The 14,964-nt window shown below is 64.8% G+C and carries 18 protein-coding genes; 6 read left to right on the forward strand and 12 right to left on the reverse strand.

The features are described 5' to 3' along the window. Position 1: 1 nt before the first annotated feature. Both SynRS9907_RS10260 and lipB read right to left on the reverse strand, forming a co-directional pair. Positions 2-1,915, reverse strand: coding sequence for an AMP-binding protein (locus SynRS9907_RS10260; protein ID WP_188020931.1), 1,914 nt, complete (start codon positions 1,913-1,915; stop codon positions 2-4). A gap of 28 nt (positions 1,916-1,943) precedes the next feature. Next, complete coding sequence (lipB, locus tag SynRS9907_RS10265; RefSeq protein ID WP_188020932.1) at positions 1,944-2,642, reverse strand: lipoyl(octanoyl) transferase LipB; 699 nt, start codon at positions 2,640-2,642, stop codon at positions 1,944-1,946. Between the two features lie 11 nt (positions 2,643-2,653). On the opposite strand from lipB, the gene hpf reads away from it, so the two are divergent. Genes hpf through SynRS9907_RS10290 form a run of 5 tightly spaced genes read left to right on the forward strand, consistent with a single transcriptional unit; the run spans position 2,654 to position 7,320 of the window. After that, entirely contained in the window at positions 2,654-3,241 is a 588-nt protein-coding gene (hpf, locus tag SynRS9907_RS10270) for a ribosome hibernation-promoting factor, HPF/YfiA family (RefSeq protein WP_011364962.1), read from the forward strand. A gap of 14 nt (positions 3,242-3,255) precedes the next feature. Continuing rightward, positions 3,256-3,936, forward strand: a complete 681-nt coding sequence (locus tag SynRS9907_RS10275; protein WP_188020933.1) for a 2-deoxyribose-5-phosphate aldolase — start codon at positions 3,256-3,258, stop codon at positions 3,934-3,936. Then, positions 3,937-4,710 (forward strand): DNA repair protein RecO, encoded by a 774-nt coding sequence (recO, locus tag SynRS9907_RS10280; protein ID WP_115080822.1) that lies wholly within the window; start codon positions 3,937-3,939, stop codon positions 4,708-4,710. Positions 4,711-4,738: 28 nt separating this feature from the next. Then, positions 4,739-6,118, forward strand: coding sequence for an MFS transporter (locus SynRS9907_RS10285; protein WP_188020934.1), 1,380 nt, complete (start codon positions 4,739-4,741; stop codon positions 6,116-6,118). Positions 6,119-6,150: 32 nt separating this feature from the next. Next, positions 6,151-7,320 carry a glycosyltransferase family 4 protein gene (locus SynRS9907_RS10290; RefSeq protein ID WP_188020935.1) on the forward strand — a complete coding sequence of 390 codons (1,170 nt, stop codon included), beginning with the start codon at positions 6,151-6,153 and terminating at the stop codon, positions 7,318-7,320. A gap of 9 nt (positions 7,321-7,329) precedes the next feature. Here SynRS9907_RS10290 and SynRS9907_RS10295 read toward each other — a convergent pair whose 3' ends face one another. The 4 genes from SynRS9907_RS10295 to SynRS9907_RS10310 form a co-directional block, all read right to left on the reverse strand. Then, the gene (locus SynRS9907_RS10295; protein ID WP_188020936.1) at positions 7,330-7,848 is read right to left on the reverse strand and encodes an isoprenylcysteine carboxylmethyltransferase family protein; all 519 of its coding nucleotides are present in this window, start codon (positions 7,846-7,848) and stop codon (positions 7,330-7,332) included. Then, a complete protein-coding gene (locus tag SynRS9907_RS10300; protein ID WP_255445875.1) occupies positions 7,849-8,415 on the reverse strand; it encodes a L,D-transpeptidase in 567 nt (188 codons plus the stop codon). Between the two features lie 107 nt (positions 8,416-8,522). Beyond that, a complete protein-coding gene (locus tag SynRS9907_RS10305; protein ID WP_188020937.1) occupies positions 8,523-8,906 on the reverse strand; it encodes a hypothetical protein in 384 nt (127 codons plus the stop codon). Between the two features lie 21 nt (positions 8,907-8,927). Beyond that, positions 8,928-9,488 (reverse strand): acireductone dioxygenase, encoded by a 561-nt coding sequence (locus tag SynRS9907_RS10310; protein ID WP_188020938.1) that lies wholly within the window; start codon positions 9,486-9,488, stop codon positions 8,928-8,930. Positions 9,489-9,556: 68 nt separating this feature from the next. On the opposite strand from SynRS9907_RS10310, the gene cobI reads away from it, so the two are divergent. After that, complete coding sequence (gene cobI / locus SynRS9907_RS10315) at positions 9,557-10,267, forward strand: precorrin-2 C(20)-methyltransferase (protein WP_188020939.1); 711 nt, start codon at positions 9,557-9,559, stop codon at positions 10,265-10,267. Here cobI and proC read toward each other — a convergent pair. From proC to der, 6 genes are all read right to left on the reverse strand, one after another. Next, positions 10,264-11,040: a pyrroline-5-carboxylate reductase gene (gene proC, locus SynRS9907_RS10320; protein ID WP_370586605.1), complete on the reverse strand. Its 777-nt coding sequence runs from the start codon at positions 11,038-11,040 to the stop codon at positions 10,264-10,266. The two genes, cobI and proC, sit on opposite strands and share 4 nt — an antisense overlap. Before the next feature lie 44 nt (positions 11,041-11,084). Further along, a complete protein-coding gene (locus tag SynRS9907_RS10325; RefSeq protein WP_114989400.1) occupies positions 11,085-11,651 on the reverse strand; it encodes a cell division protein SepF in 567 nt (188 codons plus the stop codon). Between the two features lie 75 nt (positions 11,652-11,726). Next, a complete protein-coding gene (locus SynRS9907_RS10330) occupies positions 11,727-12,389 on the reverse strand; it encodes a YggS family pyridoxal phosphate-dependent enzyme (RefSeq protein ID WP_188020941.1) in 663 nt (220 codons plus the stop codon). 4 nt (positions 12,390-12,393) lie between these two features. Further along, the gene (locus SynRS9907_RS10335) at positions 12,394-12,660 is read right to left on the reverse strand and encodes a PipX family protein (RefSeq protein ID WP_025362464.1); all 267 of its coding nucleotides are present in this window, start codon (positions 12,658-12,660) and stop codon (positions 12,394-12,396) included. A gap of 14 nt (positions 12,661-12,674) precedes the next feature. Further along, positions 12,675-13,583, reverse strand: a complete 909-nt coding sequence (locus tag SynRS9907_RS10340) for an energy-coupling factor transporter transmembrane protein EcfT (protein WP_188020942.1) — start codon at positions 13,581-13,583, stop codon at positions 12,675-12,677. A gap of 3 nt (positions 13,584-13,586) precedes the next feature. Continuing rightward, positions 13,587-14,954: a ribosome biogenesis GTPase Der gene (gene der / locus SynRS9907_RS10345; protein WP_188020943.1), complete on the reverse strand. Its 1,368-nt coding sequence runs from the start codon at positions 14,952-14,954 to the stop codon at positions 13,587-13,589. Positions 14,955-14,964 lie beyond the last annotated feature (10 nt).

The following is a 14,964-nucleotide window of genomic DNA, read 5'->3' on the forward strand; positions in this document are numbered from 1 at the left end:
GTCAACGTCCGTAAAGGCCATCGATCAACTGCTGATCGCGGCTGGTGATGCGATCACGGCGCTGCTTCAGGGTCTGGGTCAGGAGTCCGTTCTCAATGCTGAAGGGATCCACAAGCACCACCCCGGCCAGCCGTTCATCACCCCGGGAACCCGACCGCTGCTTGAGCAAGCGGTTGCATTCGCGCATCAACAAACGAAGCAGGGCCGGATCACCGGGCTGGCCGCCCAGATCCTGCGCCACGCTCACGCCGGCTTCAGCCGCCCAGGCCACGATCGCCTCAGCACGGGGAACGATTAGGCCACCGAGCTGGCGTTCGTCCTGACCCACCAGCATCACCTGCTCGATCAGGGGGCTGGCCACCAGGGCCTCTTCCAGGGGGCCGGGCTCGATGTTCTCGCCACTGCTCAACACAATCGTGTCCTTGGCCCGGCCTGTGAGGGCCACCGAACCATCCGGCAGGAGCATGCCGAGATCGCCGGTGTCAAACCATCCCGCGGCATCGAGAACCTTGGCGCTGGCCTCGGGTTTGCCGAGGTAGCCCGCCATCACCTGGGGGCCCCGCACCATCACCCGCCCCCGTTGCCGGAAGCCCAGGGGCTGGCCGCTCTCGGGATCGACGATCCGGAATTCGGTCTGGGGCATCGGCAGCCCAGAGCTGCCGCGGATGTTGCGCCAGGGCCTGCGGCAGCTCACCACAGGGCTGGTTTCGGTGAGGCCGTAGCCCACCAGCAGCTCAATCCCCACGGCTTCAAAAAAAGCATCGATGTGGGGCGCGATGGCACCGCCACCACTGATCGGATAGGCGAGCTGACCGCCACTGAGCTGGCGACGCAGCTTCGGCCAGATCAAGGTTGAGGCCAGGGCATGCAGGGGCCAGCGCAGGGCCGCGGAGCCGCAGGCACGCAGCAGGCCGGAGGCTGACACCGGTTCCAGCAGGAGGTTGCGCGCCCTGCGCACGGCTTTGCGCTGGGCAGCGCTGTTGGCCAAGGCCGCCCGCAGCAGGCGCTGCCGGGAGGGGGGGAAGGTCTTGAGCACATCCTCAAATCCAGCCTGCACCGCTTCCCACAGCCGCGGCACGGTGGCCATCGCGATCGGCCGGACCCGCGGCAGATCCTTCTTGAGTTGCTTGATGGTTGTGTAGGTCTGCGTGCAGGCGCAGGAGAGGAAGAAGTAGCTGGCACTGCGCTCGTAGGCATGCCAGATGGGCAACACACTCAGCACCGGAGCACCGGGATCGGGATAGGCCACACAGGCCAGTGAGCTCATCTGATGCAGCAGATTGGCGTGGGTCAACGGGACCCCTTTGGGTTGGCCGGTCGTACCCGAGGTGTACAGAACAGTGGCCACGGCGTCTCTCCCCCCCGCCGGGGCAACGGGATCAAGGCCGGCCCCTGACGCCAGAAACGCCTCCCAGCCCATGGCGCCCTCGGCAGGCTCCCCTTCCAGCTGAAGCACGAAACGGAGCTGAGCCCTTTGCTCTGGGGGAAGGGCCAGACGACGCCACACATCAGCGTTCTGCACCACCAGGGCCGTTGCCCGGCAATCCGAAAGGATGTAGCGCAGCTCCTCCACCGGGGCCGAGGCACCGCGCACGGCATCAGCGGCACCGGCACGCATCAGGCCCTGATCCGCCACCAGCCAGCGGGGGCTGTTCTCAGCAAACAGAGCCACCACATCCCCATCCTTCACGCCATGGCGCCGGAAGGCGGCGGCAGCGGTGGCGATGCGCTCCGCCAGTTCGCCGAAATTGAAGCGTTCGGGATGCGCCACATGGGGCGCATCGACGGCGGCAATCAGCCCATGGCGGTCGGCGAGCCAGGGCCACACCGCATCGACCCTCTGCAACTTCTGAACATGGGCATGACGCTGCAATGCGTCCGTTTCACGGGTTGTCGGGCTCCAGCTGGCCGTCATCCGAGGCAGGGGTTCAAACAGCTCAGGTCTATCTCGCTTCCTCCTCCCAGACCAGACCGAAACGATGGGCCAGGGCTTGCCGCAGCAACGGCTGCACCTCAGCCGACGTCAGCCCTGGCAACCAGTCCGCAAGCCGCCCGACCGCCCGACCGGTGAGCCCACAGGGGGTGACTCGCTCAAACCCCTGCATCGAGCAATCAACGTTGAGGGCCAGGCCGTGCTGGGTGATCCAGCGGCGACAGCCCACACCGATGGCGGCAACCTTGCGGTTGTCCAACCAGAGGCCGGTCAACCCCGGCAGACGCTGACCCTCCAGGCCCAACTCCGCCAGAACATCCAGAACGACTTGTTCCAACTGACGCAGATACCAGTGCAAATCGGGCGTGCGGCGCTGAAGGTCCAACACCGGGTAGGCCACCAGTTGGCCGGGCAGGTGATGGGTCACCTCCCCGCCCCGATCGATCCGATACAGGGGTGCCGGTGGGTCAGCGGGATCGAAATGCAGGTGCTCCTCGCTGGCACCACGGCCAAGGGTGTAACAGGTCTGGTGCTGCAGGATCCAGACCGCCTCCGGAGCCGATGGATCAGCAAGAAGAGTGCTCTGCCAGCGCTGTTGCGCCGACCAGGCGGCATCGAATCGAACCGGATCACCGGGCTCGAAAAGAAATGCACGCTGGGGGTGGGCCGAATCGTGCTGCGTATCTAGCTTGCCGATAACAACCGGCACAGGAGTGCGGCATGAAGTTGCTGATCCATGGTCGCAACCTCGAGATCACGCCGGCGTTGCGGGATTACACCCAAACCAAATTGGAGCGGGCCACATCGCACTTCGGTGATGCTGTTCGCGAGGCCGACGTCCATCTCTCCGTGGCCCGCAATCCCCGGGTGCCGCAGCAGACCGCCGAGGTGACGGTCTTTGCCAACGGCACGGTGATCCGCGCCCAGGAACGCAGTGAAAACCTGTACGCCAGCATTGATCTGGCCGCCGGAAAACTGGCCCGCCAACTGCGTCGCTGGAAGGAACGCCACAGCGATCACCACCACAGCCACGGCCACAGCGCCAGTCACACCCCCAGCACGGATGTGGTCAACGACGCATCCCCCGTTGAAGCCTCCCTTCTGCAAGGGCGAGAGGCTGAGCTGCCTGATCCAGGGGTGCGGCGCAAATATTTCGCCATGCCGCCCATGGGCCTGGAGGAGGCACGCCGTCAGCTGGATCTGATCGACCACGACTTTTACCTGTTCCGGGAGAAGGAGAGCGATCAGCTGCAGGTGATCTACCGACGCAACCACGGTGGGTATGGGGTAATTCAGGCTCGTGAGTGACCTCCCGGCCCGCCATGGCTGATCCAGCCCAAGAACTCCCCGACCTACTCCCCCGGCTTGATCAGGCGATCCTCGACCCCCTGCTGACCCGGGACCAGCTTCAAGCCCTCTGTGATTCCGGAATGCATGAGGGCGTGCGGGCCATCTGCACCACACCGCGTCAGCTGCCGCTGCTGCGGGACCGCATCGGGACCACCGACGCAGGCCCTCGCCTGGTGGCGGCCATCGGCTTTCCCTTCGGAGCCATTCCCGCTGAGCTCAAGCTGGCGGAAGCGGAGTGGTGTGCCGCCCATGGCGCCCAGGAGCTCGATGTCGTTCCCGATTTCAGCGCCTTGGCGAACGGCGAGTCAGGCGCATTTGCCGAGGAACTTGCCACCCTCTGCGAACTGGGGCTTCCCGTGCGGGCCGTCCTGGACATGGCCCGTCTGGAGAGCGAACAGCTGGAACTGGCCGTGGAGGCCGCCATTGATGCTGGCGCTGCGGGACTGCAGACCAGCAACGGCTTTGGCCCGGCCTGCCATGCCGATCAGATCCTTGCGTTGAAACAGTTGATCCGCAAACGCTGCGCCATCAAGGCAGCCGGGGGCATCCACAGCCTCAGCCACGCTGGAGAGCTGCTGTTGGCGGGGGCGGATCTGCTGGGCACCAGCAGCGCGCCGACTCTTCTGCAGGCCCAGCGCCGCCCCGCGGCCTGAATGGCAGAACGACGCCTCACCGGACTCGCCCTCAAGGTGGGCCCACTCGGCGAACACGACCGCCTGCTGAGCCTGCTCAGTGATGCGGAGGGCGTCAGTCGCTTCGCCGTTCCCGGAGCACGCCGACCCAAGAGCAGTCTGGCCGCCGCGGCCCCCCTCACCCTGCTGGAACTCCAGGTGGGAGGACGAAGCGGCCTTGCCCGGGTGCGACAACTGCGGGTGTTGCGCAGTTTTTCCGGCCTCGGGCAACAGCTGGAAACCCTGGCTGCGGCGCAGGCGCTGTGTGATCTGTGCCTTCAACTGGCCGCCCAGGACCCCGTGGACGGGCTGCTGGACACGATGCAACTGCACCTCGAACGCCTGGAGGAGCACCGAGCCGACCCGGAGCTAGTGCTGGCCGGCACGGTCCAGGCCTGCATCCATCTGCTCACCCTGGGCGGCTATGGACTGCCGTTGCAGACCTGCTGCATCACGGGAAATCCCCTGGACCCTCCGCTGGGGCAGTGGGACTGGCGCTGCAGCCTGCTGCCGCAGGACGGCTTTGCGATTGATGAGCAGCCTGGGGCAGCGATTCAGCTAAATCCCTCCGAACTGGCTCTGCTGCAGCGACTGACCCGGGCCGAACTGCCCCGGCGCCGCGACGGTGCGCTGATGGGCCCCCCAGCCGTGTGGCGCCGGCTGCTGCGGGTGGTTGAGATCTGGAGCCGGACGCATCTGAACCGCCCCAGCAAAGCCCTGGCCATGCTGCGAGAGACGCTCCTGGCAGGCGCGTGAGCCATCATGGCCGCGATGCAATTGCCCCTTGAGCGGACCGAGCCTCACCACCCCTGAACCCGCTCTGCCCACCGGCAGCAACCCGGAGGGAAAGCGTGGCTTGGAAGCCGTGCTGCGCCTCAAGGACTTCCGCAAACTCTGGCTGGGCCAGATCTTTTCCCAGCTGGCGGACAAGTTCTACATCGTGCTGATGGTCTTCCTGATCGATCAGCACCTGCTGCTGAAGGGGCAGGGAAGTGGCGTATTGGCGGAGATGGCCTCGGATTACGGCCTCGACATCAGCACACGCACCCAGGTGATCACACTGCTGGCCACAGGCATTTTTGTGGCCAACACCATCCCGGCCATGCTGCTGGGAACGGTGGCTGGCGTTTGGGCTGACCGCTGGCCCAAGCGTCGGGTGATGGTGGCCAGCAATGCCATCCGAGCCTTGTTGGTGGTGTTCGCACCGCTCTGTCTGCTGCCGGGACCCGTCTGGCTTGGTCTGCCCTGGGGCTACTGGGGGCTGGTGGTCATGACCTTCTTGGAGTCGATCCTGACCCAGTTTTTCGCCCCCTCGGAACAGGCCACGATTCCTGTGGTGGTGCCGGGAGATCACCTGTTGGCGGCCAACTCCCTTTACCAAGCCACCAGCATGGGGGCAACGATCCTGGGCTTCGCGCTGGGGGAACCGATTCTTCGTGCCCTGCACAGCAGCCTGGCGATCATCGGCATCGATGGCGGCGAGTTTCTGCTGCTTCCGCTCTGTTACTGCCTTGCAGCCCTCAGCCTGTCGCGCCTGAAGCTGCAGGAAGCCCCCAAGCCCCCCTCCAATACATCAGTTTGGACGGAGATCGGCGAAGGATTGCAGGTGCTGCGCCGGGTGCCTTCAGTGCGTGGCGCCATGATTCATCTGGTGCTGCTCTACAGCCTGTTGGCAGCGCTTTACGTGTTGGCGCTCCAGCTGGCTGCCCTGATCGAGAACCTGGGGCCCTCAGGCTTTGGTGCCCTGCTGGCCATGAGTGGACTGGGCATGGCGATCGGAGCTGTGGTGATCGCCCAGCTGGGCCATCGGTTCAGCCGCCGCCGGCTCACGGCAGCAGGCCTGGGAACCATCACCTGGACCCTGGTGCTGCTCAGCCAGCTGCGGGGATCCCTGGCCTTCACCCTGAGCCTCTGCGGAATCCTGGGCATCGGCGCAGCTCTGGTGGCGATCCCCGCGCAGACCACGATTCAGGAAGAAACCCCCGAAACCGAGCGCGGCAGGGTGTTCGGACTGCAGAACAACCTGATCAACATCGCCCTCAGCCTGCCGCTGGTGCTGGCGGGCACCCTGGTGAGCAGCATTGGTCTTCAACCGGTGCTGTGGCTGCTGGCAGGGTTGGCCCTGGTGGCGGCGTTGATCGAACGACCGTGGCAGCGCTGCTAACTTGCTTTTTCGCCTGAGGAGGCCCAACCCGCTTGGCGCAGATTGCGTGGCTAGGCAAGAAGTCTCCCTTCTGCGGGAATGTGTCCTACGGGATCAGCACCACGGAGGCCCTGCGCAAACGCGGGCATCAGGTGCACTTCATCCATTTCGATAACCCGCGCAGCCCAGAGCGCGACGACACATCGCTGCTGGCCAACGACCCGGACGTCAGCCTGCCTTATCTGGTCAAATCGCAGGTCTACACGATCCCTTCCCCCGGGGCGCAGCGGGAGCTGAGGGAATCCCTGGAGCGGCTGCAGCCCGATCTCGTGCACGCCAGCCTCACCCTTTCGCCTCTGGATTTCCGCCTACCGGAGCTGTGTCAGCAGCTGGGCGTGCCCCTGGTGGCCACCTTTCATCCCCCCTTCGATGCAGGCCTGCGCAACCTGACGGCGGGCACCCAACAGCTCACGTACCAGCTGTATGCACCGGCCCTGGCCCGCTACGACCGGGTGATCGTGTTTTCACAGCTTCAGGCGGACTTTCTCGAGCGCCTGGGCGTTCCCGCCGATCGACTGACGGTGATTCCCAATGGTGTGGACACCGACCGCTGGTGCCCCACCAGCCCCGGCACCCTTTCGCTGATGCATCAGCAGGTGCGGCAACGGCTGGGCCGAGAACGGATTTTCCTCTACATGGGACGCCTGGCAACGGAGAAGAACGTTGAAGCCCTGCTGCGGGCCTGGCGGCTGGTTTCACCGGAGGGCTGCCGGTTGGTGATCGTCGGCGACGGGCCGCTGCGCAACAGCCTGATGAACCAGTTCAACGACGATCGGATCCTCTGGTGGGGCCACGAGCCAGACCTGGACACCCGGGTTGCTCTGCTCCAGTGCGCTGAGGTCTTCATCCTGCCGAGCCTTGTGGAGGGCCTGTCGCTGGCCTTGCTGGAGGCGATGGCCAGCGGAACAGCCTGCGTGGCCACCGATGCCGGTGCCGATGGCGAGGTGCTGGAGCAAGGGGCGGGAATCGTGCTGAGCACCCAGGGCGTCACCACCCAGTTGCGCACGCTGCTGCCGGTGCTCAGGGACCAGCCGGTGCTGACCGCGGAACTGGGCCGCAAAGCCCGCCTCCGCGCCTTGGAGCGCTACACGATTTCCAGCAACATCGATGCCCTCGAACAGCTCTATGCCGACCTGATGCCGACCAGCACGGTCGCCGCCTGAGCCAGGCCATCAGCGCCAGTCCAAGCCAGGAACCCAGCCCACAATCGCTGGGGTGACTGCGGCGTATTGGCTGTAATCCGGATGCAACGCCCGCAACCCCTGCTCCTCGAAGCGGGCTTTGCCCCGCAGCACAGCCGCCAGGCTGACCAACAAAAACAGATGCAGCGGGCTGCCTGTGGCCAGCACCACTCCTGCGGAACACAGCAACACCGCCCGGTACAAGGGATGCCGACAGATGGCGTAGGAACCTGTGGCGATCAACTGATTCGACGGCTTGGGCGCCGGCAGCGGCGAAAGGCTGGCCCCGAGACAGCGAAACGCCTCAAGGGCCCGAAACAGACCAAAAGCCAACAGCAGCAGGCCCAGCCCGAACAGGGGTTTGGGCCAAATCGCCACACCGAAGCTGGCGGGAGCTGGCCAGACCGGCAGCAGATGGGCCGTGATCAGCAGCAGCTGGGCCAGCAGCCACCACTCACCCCGGCGGTTGTCCAACCAGCCGCCCCAACTGAAGCCCCAATCGGAGAACATTCACTCGCTGACAACCAATGTTCGGACGTTACGGCGCTGCACCAGACCCGCCAGGGCCTGCATGTCGTCCCAGCGAATCAAGCCCACACAGCCGAGCGTGCCGCTGTTGGCATTGCGGTTGGCACTGGGGTCGAGATGAATGCCCAGATGGCCTCGCCCCGTGGGGAACTGCGGTTCAATCCCAATCCAGATCGGCCCGAGCTCGCGTGGATCAGCGGGACCCAGGGGCTCCACCGGCCCAAGGACGTAGCGACCAGCGGGGAGCGGCGCGCGGGTGCCGGAGCGATGGCGATCGGCGTTCTGACGGTGGGCCCGACCGCTGACGGCATCGAAGTGCTGCACGGGCTGACCTGGGGTTTCCAAACGCAGACTCCAGATGGGATCGCCCGTGCGCGGGAGCGATCGCGTGGTGCGGTTCAGCACCAAGACCGACTCGTTGGCGGAGGTGGAGATCGATGGCGACGTGGTGGGGAGCCTGGAGGCAGAGGCCAGATCCATCTCAGCGGCAGAACAGGGCACGACCAACAGCGCCAGCAGCTTCAACGCGAGACACGACCGAACGACCACAGGAGCCGGGCAAACAGGCCGGAACCCTATGGGCGGTTTTTATTCGCTGAGGAAATAAAAGCCAGCGCTCTCACTGTCCCCTTCTGAGACCCAGCTCGAGAAAAGATTCAGAGCTCGTTTTCGGCCAGCCGCAGCGCTTCAGCCTCCTTGGTTGGATCCAAGGCGCAGCTGTCGTCCAGCAGGCGCTGCAGGCGTGGGCTGACGGCGACCACCAGGGGATTGGTCAGCACGCGCCGGCTGATGCCCAACTCCTCGAGCGAAATCGCCAAGGCTTGGCTGGCCTGGCGGCGCGGAAGACGCCCCTTGTCCACCTGGCAATCGCTGCTGGCCTTGGCCATGGCGGCATAGCCGCGAATGCGGCGGGCCAGCACCACCACGGCAACCCGGCGCTGAACCTCGGGTGCCAAAGGAGCATCCTCGGCAGCGACAGGGATGGGTGTTGCCATGGGCAGGCCCAGCATCAGCGCAGCAAGGAAGCGGTGGAGACGCATCAAGGTGTCTGGAACGCCCCCTCAGTCAAGCCTGGGAAATCGCTGGGCGATGCTGCTGCCGGTGTACTGCGCCACCCATCCCTCGGGGTTGTTGAACCAACGCACAGCACAGAACTGAGGCTGAGAGCCCATGTCAAACCAATGACGGGTCCCGGCAGGGACCCGCATCAGGTCGCCCCTTTCGCACAGCACGCTGAGCACCTCGGAACCGATGTGCAGCACAAACAAGCCGCTCCCTTCCACAAAAAAGCGCACTTCGTCTTCGGCATGGGTGTGCTCCTCAAGGAACTTGCGGCGCAGGGGCTCGCGATCGGGGTGATCCGGCGTCATCCGAATCGCGTCGACCGTGGCGTAACCACCATCGCGTTGAACCCGGGCAATCGCATCGGCATAGGCCTGGAGGATGGTGGCCTGGTCGGCCCCCTCCGGCAGACCCTGCTCCGCCGGCCATTGCTCAAAGCCGATGCCCCGGCGGCTGAGCTCCGACTGAATCACGGCCGGATCGTTGCTCTCCAGCGCAGGCATGGGCCCATTCACAGCATGGGCTGAGCTTTCGTCTGGAAAGATGCTGAGACGACTCATCGTCTGGACCCCGGGCGCATCGACTGCTGACCATCATCGATCCCGCCACGACTGGGGGTCTCACACTGGTGGGGGTCGGCCCCGGCGATCCTTCCCTGCTCACCCTGGCCGCCGTTGAAGCCATCCGCCAAGCGGAGGTGGTGGCCTACCCGGTCGGACGAGCGGGGGCCGAAAGCATGGCCGCCAAAATCGCCGCGGCCTGGATCCGCAGCGACCATCAGCGTCTGCCCTTGTTGTTCCCGATGGTGGAAGCCGCCGAACCGCGTCGCACCGCCTGGGGAGCGGCGGCGCAGGAGCTGCAGCAGGCCATCCGTTCCGGCCAGCAGGTGGCACTGCTGTGTGAGGGAGATGCGTCGCTGTTTGCGAGTTGCAGCTACGTGCTGCTGGCCCTTCGTCAGGCGTGGCCCGACTGTTCGATCAGCGTGATTCCCGGCATCACCTCCTGCTCGGCAGCCGCGGCTGCGGGCCTCTGGCCCCTCGCTCTGCAGCAGGACCAACTGCTGTTGCGGCCCTGCCCCGACACACCCGAGGAGCTGGAGCGGGTGCTGGACACCGCCGCGGCAATGGGACAAGTTCTGGCCCTGCTCAAGCTGGGTCGGCGCTGGAGTTGGGTGCAACCCCTGCTGAAGCAGCGAGGCCTGCTGCAACAAGCCCTGTTTGCCGAGCGGGTCGGCTGGCCCGACCAGCAGATCTGTTGCGCGGATGCCGTTGCGGCCGAACCTCGCCCCTACTTCTCGCTGCTGCTGATCCGGCAGGGATGGCCGGAGGTGCTGCCCTAGGCCAGCTCTCGGCTGCGTTCCGCAGCAGCAACCACCGCTTCGATCAAGGCGGAGCGCAGGCCGATGCGTTCCAGCGCGCGAACACCGGCGATGGTGGTGCCCCCCGGGGAGGTGACCATGTCCTTGAGCTGGGCAGGGTGCAGATCGCGACGGTCAAGCAGCTCAGCCGTTCCAACCAGGGTGCGGTGGCTCAGCCGCAGGGCCAGGTCCCTGGGAAGACCGGCAGCAACAGCCCCATCGGCCATGGCTTCCGCCACCAGGGCCACAAAGGCAGGGCCCGACGAGGTGAGGGCAAGGAACGCATCGAGCTTGGCTTCCGCCAACTCCAGAACTTCGCCCACATCGGCGAACAGCTGCCGCACCTGATCCCGTTGCCCTTGGTCGATCCCCTCCCCCCAGGCCAGAGCTGTCAAACCAGCTCCCACCAGCGCAGGGGTGTTGGGCACCGCCCGCACACAGCAATGACCGGGAAACAAATGCTGCAACCGCTCCAGAGACACCCCCGCCAACACAGAGATCAACAGCGGTTGACCCACAACAGGTCCTGCAGCTGTCGCAACAGCATCGAGTTGCTGCGGCTTCACCGCAAGCAGCTGGATCGGAGCCGTCCAGACCTGCTGGGCGGAAGGGTCATCAGCCGCAACCAAACCGATGCCAGCTGGAAGGCCCCCACGTCGTTGCTCAAGGGAGCCGGATCCTCCGACCACTGCCAACAGCTGGTCGGCCGGAATCCGTCCACGCTCTAAGAGAGGAACCACAAGGGCCTGAGCCATTCGACCCAGGCCGATCACACCGAAAGCGGGCTGCACTGCGGGCTTCAGAGAGCGGCTGCCCCCCAGGCGGGCGAAGGTGCGCTGGCGGATTCGTCGACATCCGCCACATCGGCCTCACGGCTCACCACCGTTGGAGCCGAGGCTTCGTCTTGACCGGTGTTGGTCACGGTGACACAGCTGGGGGCGAACAGGAAGATGCTCTCGCCGACGCGCTCTTGGTGTCCATCGATCGCGAAGGTGCCACCAGCAACGAAATCAACAGCACGCTGGGCCTGGTCGGGCTCCATCATCGTGAGGTTGAGGATCACCGTCTTGCGCTCCCGCAGCGCCTGAATGGCCCGAGGCATTTCATCGAAGCTGCGGGGTTCCATCACATTGACCTCGGACACAGCATTGCTGATGCCGGGCATGCCGATCACGTTGGATCCAGGCAGATCACCACCCAGGTCAAACGGGTTGGAGTCTCCAATGGTGGCCAGTGCACCACCGTCAGCCTGCAGGGCGCGCTGGTCCTGGTCATCTTGCTCGTCGTCGTAGGCGAAATCATCCAATTCGCCATCGAGATAGTCATCGCCAGCGACGACAGCACGGAGACGGGAGATCAGCGACACCTTGGGATTCCTCTCGGTCTGAATGTGGTTCGAAAACCATGCCCCTGGATACCGTTTTCGCTGCGGCGGGGCAAGTCAATTCGCAGCGTCTGTTGACACCAATCTCGGACCGAACAGGGCCGAACCGATCCTGAGCCAGGTGCTGCCCGCTTCAGCAGCCTCTTTCCAGTCCGTGCTCATCCCCATCGAGCACTCCGCCAAGGCCAGCCGATCCGCCAGGGCGCGGCAGTCGGAAAACAACGACTTGCGCTGATCTGGGGCCATTTCGAGCGGCGCCATGGTCATCAGACCCGAGATCCGCAACCCCGGCAGAGCCTGCAGATCAGACCAAATGGCACCGAGTTCATCGGCCGACAGCCCCCCTTTGCTGGGATCGGGCCGCAGTTTCACCTGCATCAGCACTTCAGGTTGACGACCCTCCTCCACGGCGATGCGCGACACCCGTTCGGCCAGCGCCAGAGAATCCACCGAGTGAATGACGTCGAAGGCCTTCACCACCGGCCGCACCTTGTTGCTTTGCAGGCGACCAATGAAATGCCAGCGCAAGTTCAGATCGATCAGCTCCTCCTGCTTCGGCAGAGCCTCCTGAACGCGGCTTTCCCCGAAATCACACTGACCAAGCTCCGCCACACAACGCACGGACTCGGCTGGATGCCCTTTGCTCACGGCCAGAAGCCTGGATGAAGAGGGGCGGTCTGTCTGGAGCGCCTGCCAACGCGCCGCGAAGGAATCGGTCAAGGGTTCAGATGAACGTCTGATCGAAGAGCTGACTCCAGGACTCCAGGTCGTCCGAGCCATCACGACGGCAACGGCCCAAATGCACCTCAGCGTGGTGACGCGCATCCCCGTAGGGGATCACTTCGAACTGGGCACCACGGGGCTGCAGGGTGACCAGGAAGAACATGCGCTGGGCATACAACGTGGCGTAGACGTCACGGCCCTCACCTGCCGGAGCCACCCGATAGAGCATCCCGAAGGTGGGGTGATTCAGATAACGCTCGGACGCCATGCCGTGATCGGAGGTCATAGATCACCGTACTGACCGCGGAGCCCAATCACCAAAACAAGAACGACCATCGCCAGGCCATTCAGCAGGGGAGCAGCCCGATCGGGAGGCATGCGGAAGTACGACGGACCGAGAATTCGACCCCCACGGGCGACCAGGGCATCGGCCCCCTGCTCAGCCCTAAGAAGGATGTTGGCGAGCAGTCGCTCTCCGACGGCCAGCACCAGGCCGAAACTGGCCTTGAAGCCCAGCTGGCGCAGGTTGACCGCACGGCTGGCGAGGGAGCGCAGCAGATTCTGGAGCTCCTCCTGCACCAGAGGCAGAAAGCGAAGTGCCAGCAGCAATTGAAACCCCAGCCGCTCCACAGGACATCCCAGCCACTTCAAGGGAGCCAGGCACCAGCTGAGGGCCCAGACCAGATCCTCAGGCGGGGTCGTGATCAGCATCAGGTTGACGCTGTGAATCACGGTGAAAATCAAGGTGGACGTTCGCAGCCCCAGCAGCGCCGAGGCCCGATCCACCACCAGCGGCCCCAGCTGGAAACCGCCCAACTGCAGGGGGCCGAGGCGCAACAGATCCCAGGAGGGGCCTTCCGTCTCGAGCCCCGGAAGCTCGGCTGGATTGCGCAGTGGGAAGGCCGCAGGGGGATCCACAGCCGGCAAGAACATCGACAGGAGGCCCACCACAACGGCCAAGGTCGTCAGCAGCAGCACAGACCTCCACCACAGCGAACGAGCCAGTCCACTGCCGAGGGTGATCAGCACCAGAGCCACCACCAGGCCAACGCGCCAGAGGGGCCCCGCCAGAACAGGCGTAAGCAGAAAGACGAGGGACCAGGCCAGCTTCAGGCGAGGGTCCAAGCGCCGGAGCCAACCCGTGGACCCATCGATGTATTGACCCATCGGGACCTGGCGCAACCAGTCCATGGCTCAGCCTTTACGACTCTGCTGATGGGCCAGGTCGCGTTCGGCATCACGCTGTTGCTTGCCGCGCCAGAACAGACGCAGCGGACTGCCATCGAAACCGAGGCCCTCACGGATCTGACGCTCCACATAGCGCCGGTAGGTCTCTCCGAACAATTTGGGGTCGTTGACGAACAGGGTGAAGCTGGGCGGCCGGCTGGCCACCTGGGTGCCGTAATACAGCTTTCCTTGGCGTCCACCGCGGGTGGTGGGGGGACTGCGCCAGCTCAGCGCCTCCTTGAGCACCTCGTTCACAACGGAAGTACTGACGCGGCGACGGTGCTGCTCAACCGCCAGGGCGGCCAAGGCAAAGATGCTCTCCACACGCTGGCCGGTGAGCGCCGAGGTGAACAGCATCGGAGCCCAGTCGAGGAAATAGAGCTTGGAGCGCAGCTCCTTTTCCATCGCCGTCATGGTGTGGCTGTCTTTTTCCACCGCGTCCCACTTGTTAACAACCACCACGCAGGCACGGCCGTCCTCTTCAATGCGACCCGCCAGGCGCTGATCCTGCTCGGTCACCCCATCGAGGGCATCGATCACCAGAACGCACACATCACTGCGGTCAATGGCCTTGAAACTCCTGTTGATGCCGAAGAATTCCGGGCCGTAGTTGACGCTGCGCCGCCGGCGGATGCCCGCCGTGTCCACCAGGCGCCAGGGACGATTCTCACGAATGATGCTGGTGTCAATCGTGTCGCGGGTGGTGCCGCGGATCGGGCTGACAATCGCCCGCTGCTCTCCGCAGATGGCATTCAGCAAACTAGATTTCCCGACATTCGGCCGTCCGATGATGGCCATCTGAATCGGCTCCTCCTCGTCACCCTCCTGATCCTTCGGGGGAAAAAAGGTGAGCACCTGATCCAGCAGTTCTCCGGTGCCGGCGCCGTGGATGGCCGAGATCGGATGGGGTTCACCCAGGCCAAGGCCCCAGAATTCGCCGGCCATCGCCAGGCCCTGTTCCGGCGACTCGCACTTGTTCACCGCCAGAAGCGTGGGACAGCGGTGACTGCGTAGAAATTCCGCGATGGACTCGTCAGCGGCTGTAAGCCCCTGCTGACCGTCCACGATCACCAGAGCCACACTGGCTTCCTCGAGCGCCAGAGCCGCCTGCTCCCGGATCTCCGGCAGAAACTCACTGTCGTCGTCGAACACCAGTCCACCGGTGTCGACGACCTTGAACTCCCGATCGCCCCAGTAGCCGTCCTGGTAGGTGCGATCACGCGTCACGCCAGGCTGATCGTGAACGATGGCTTCCCGGCTGCGGCACAGCCGATTCACCAAGGTCGACTTACCGACATTGGGGCGTCCGATGATTGCGACGACAGGACGCGCCAAGGGTCTGCTC

It is taken from the genome of Synechococcus sp. RS9907 (assembly GCF_014279615.1).
Lineage (GTDB): Bacteria > Cyanobacteriota > Cyanobacteriia > PCC-6307 > Cyanobiaceae > Parasynechococcus.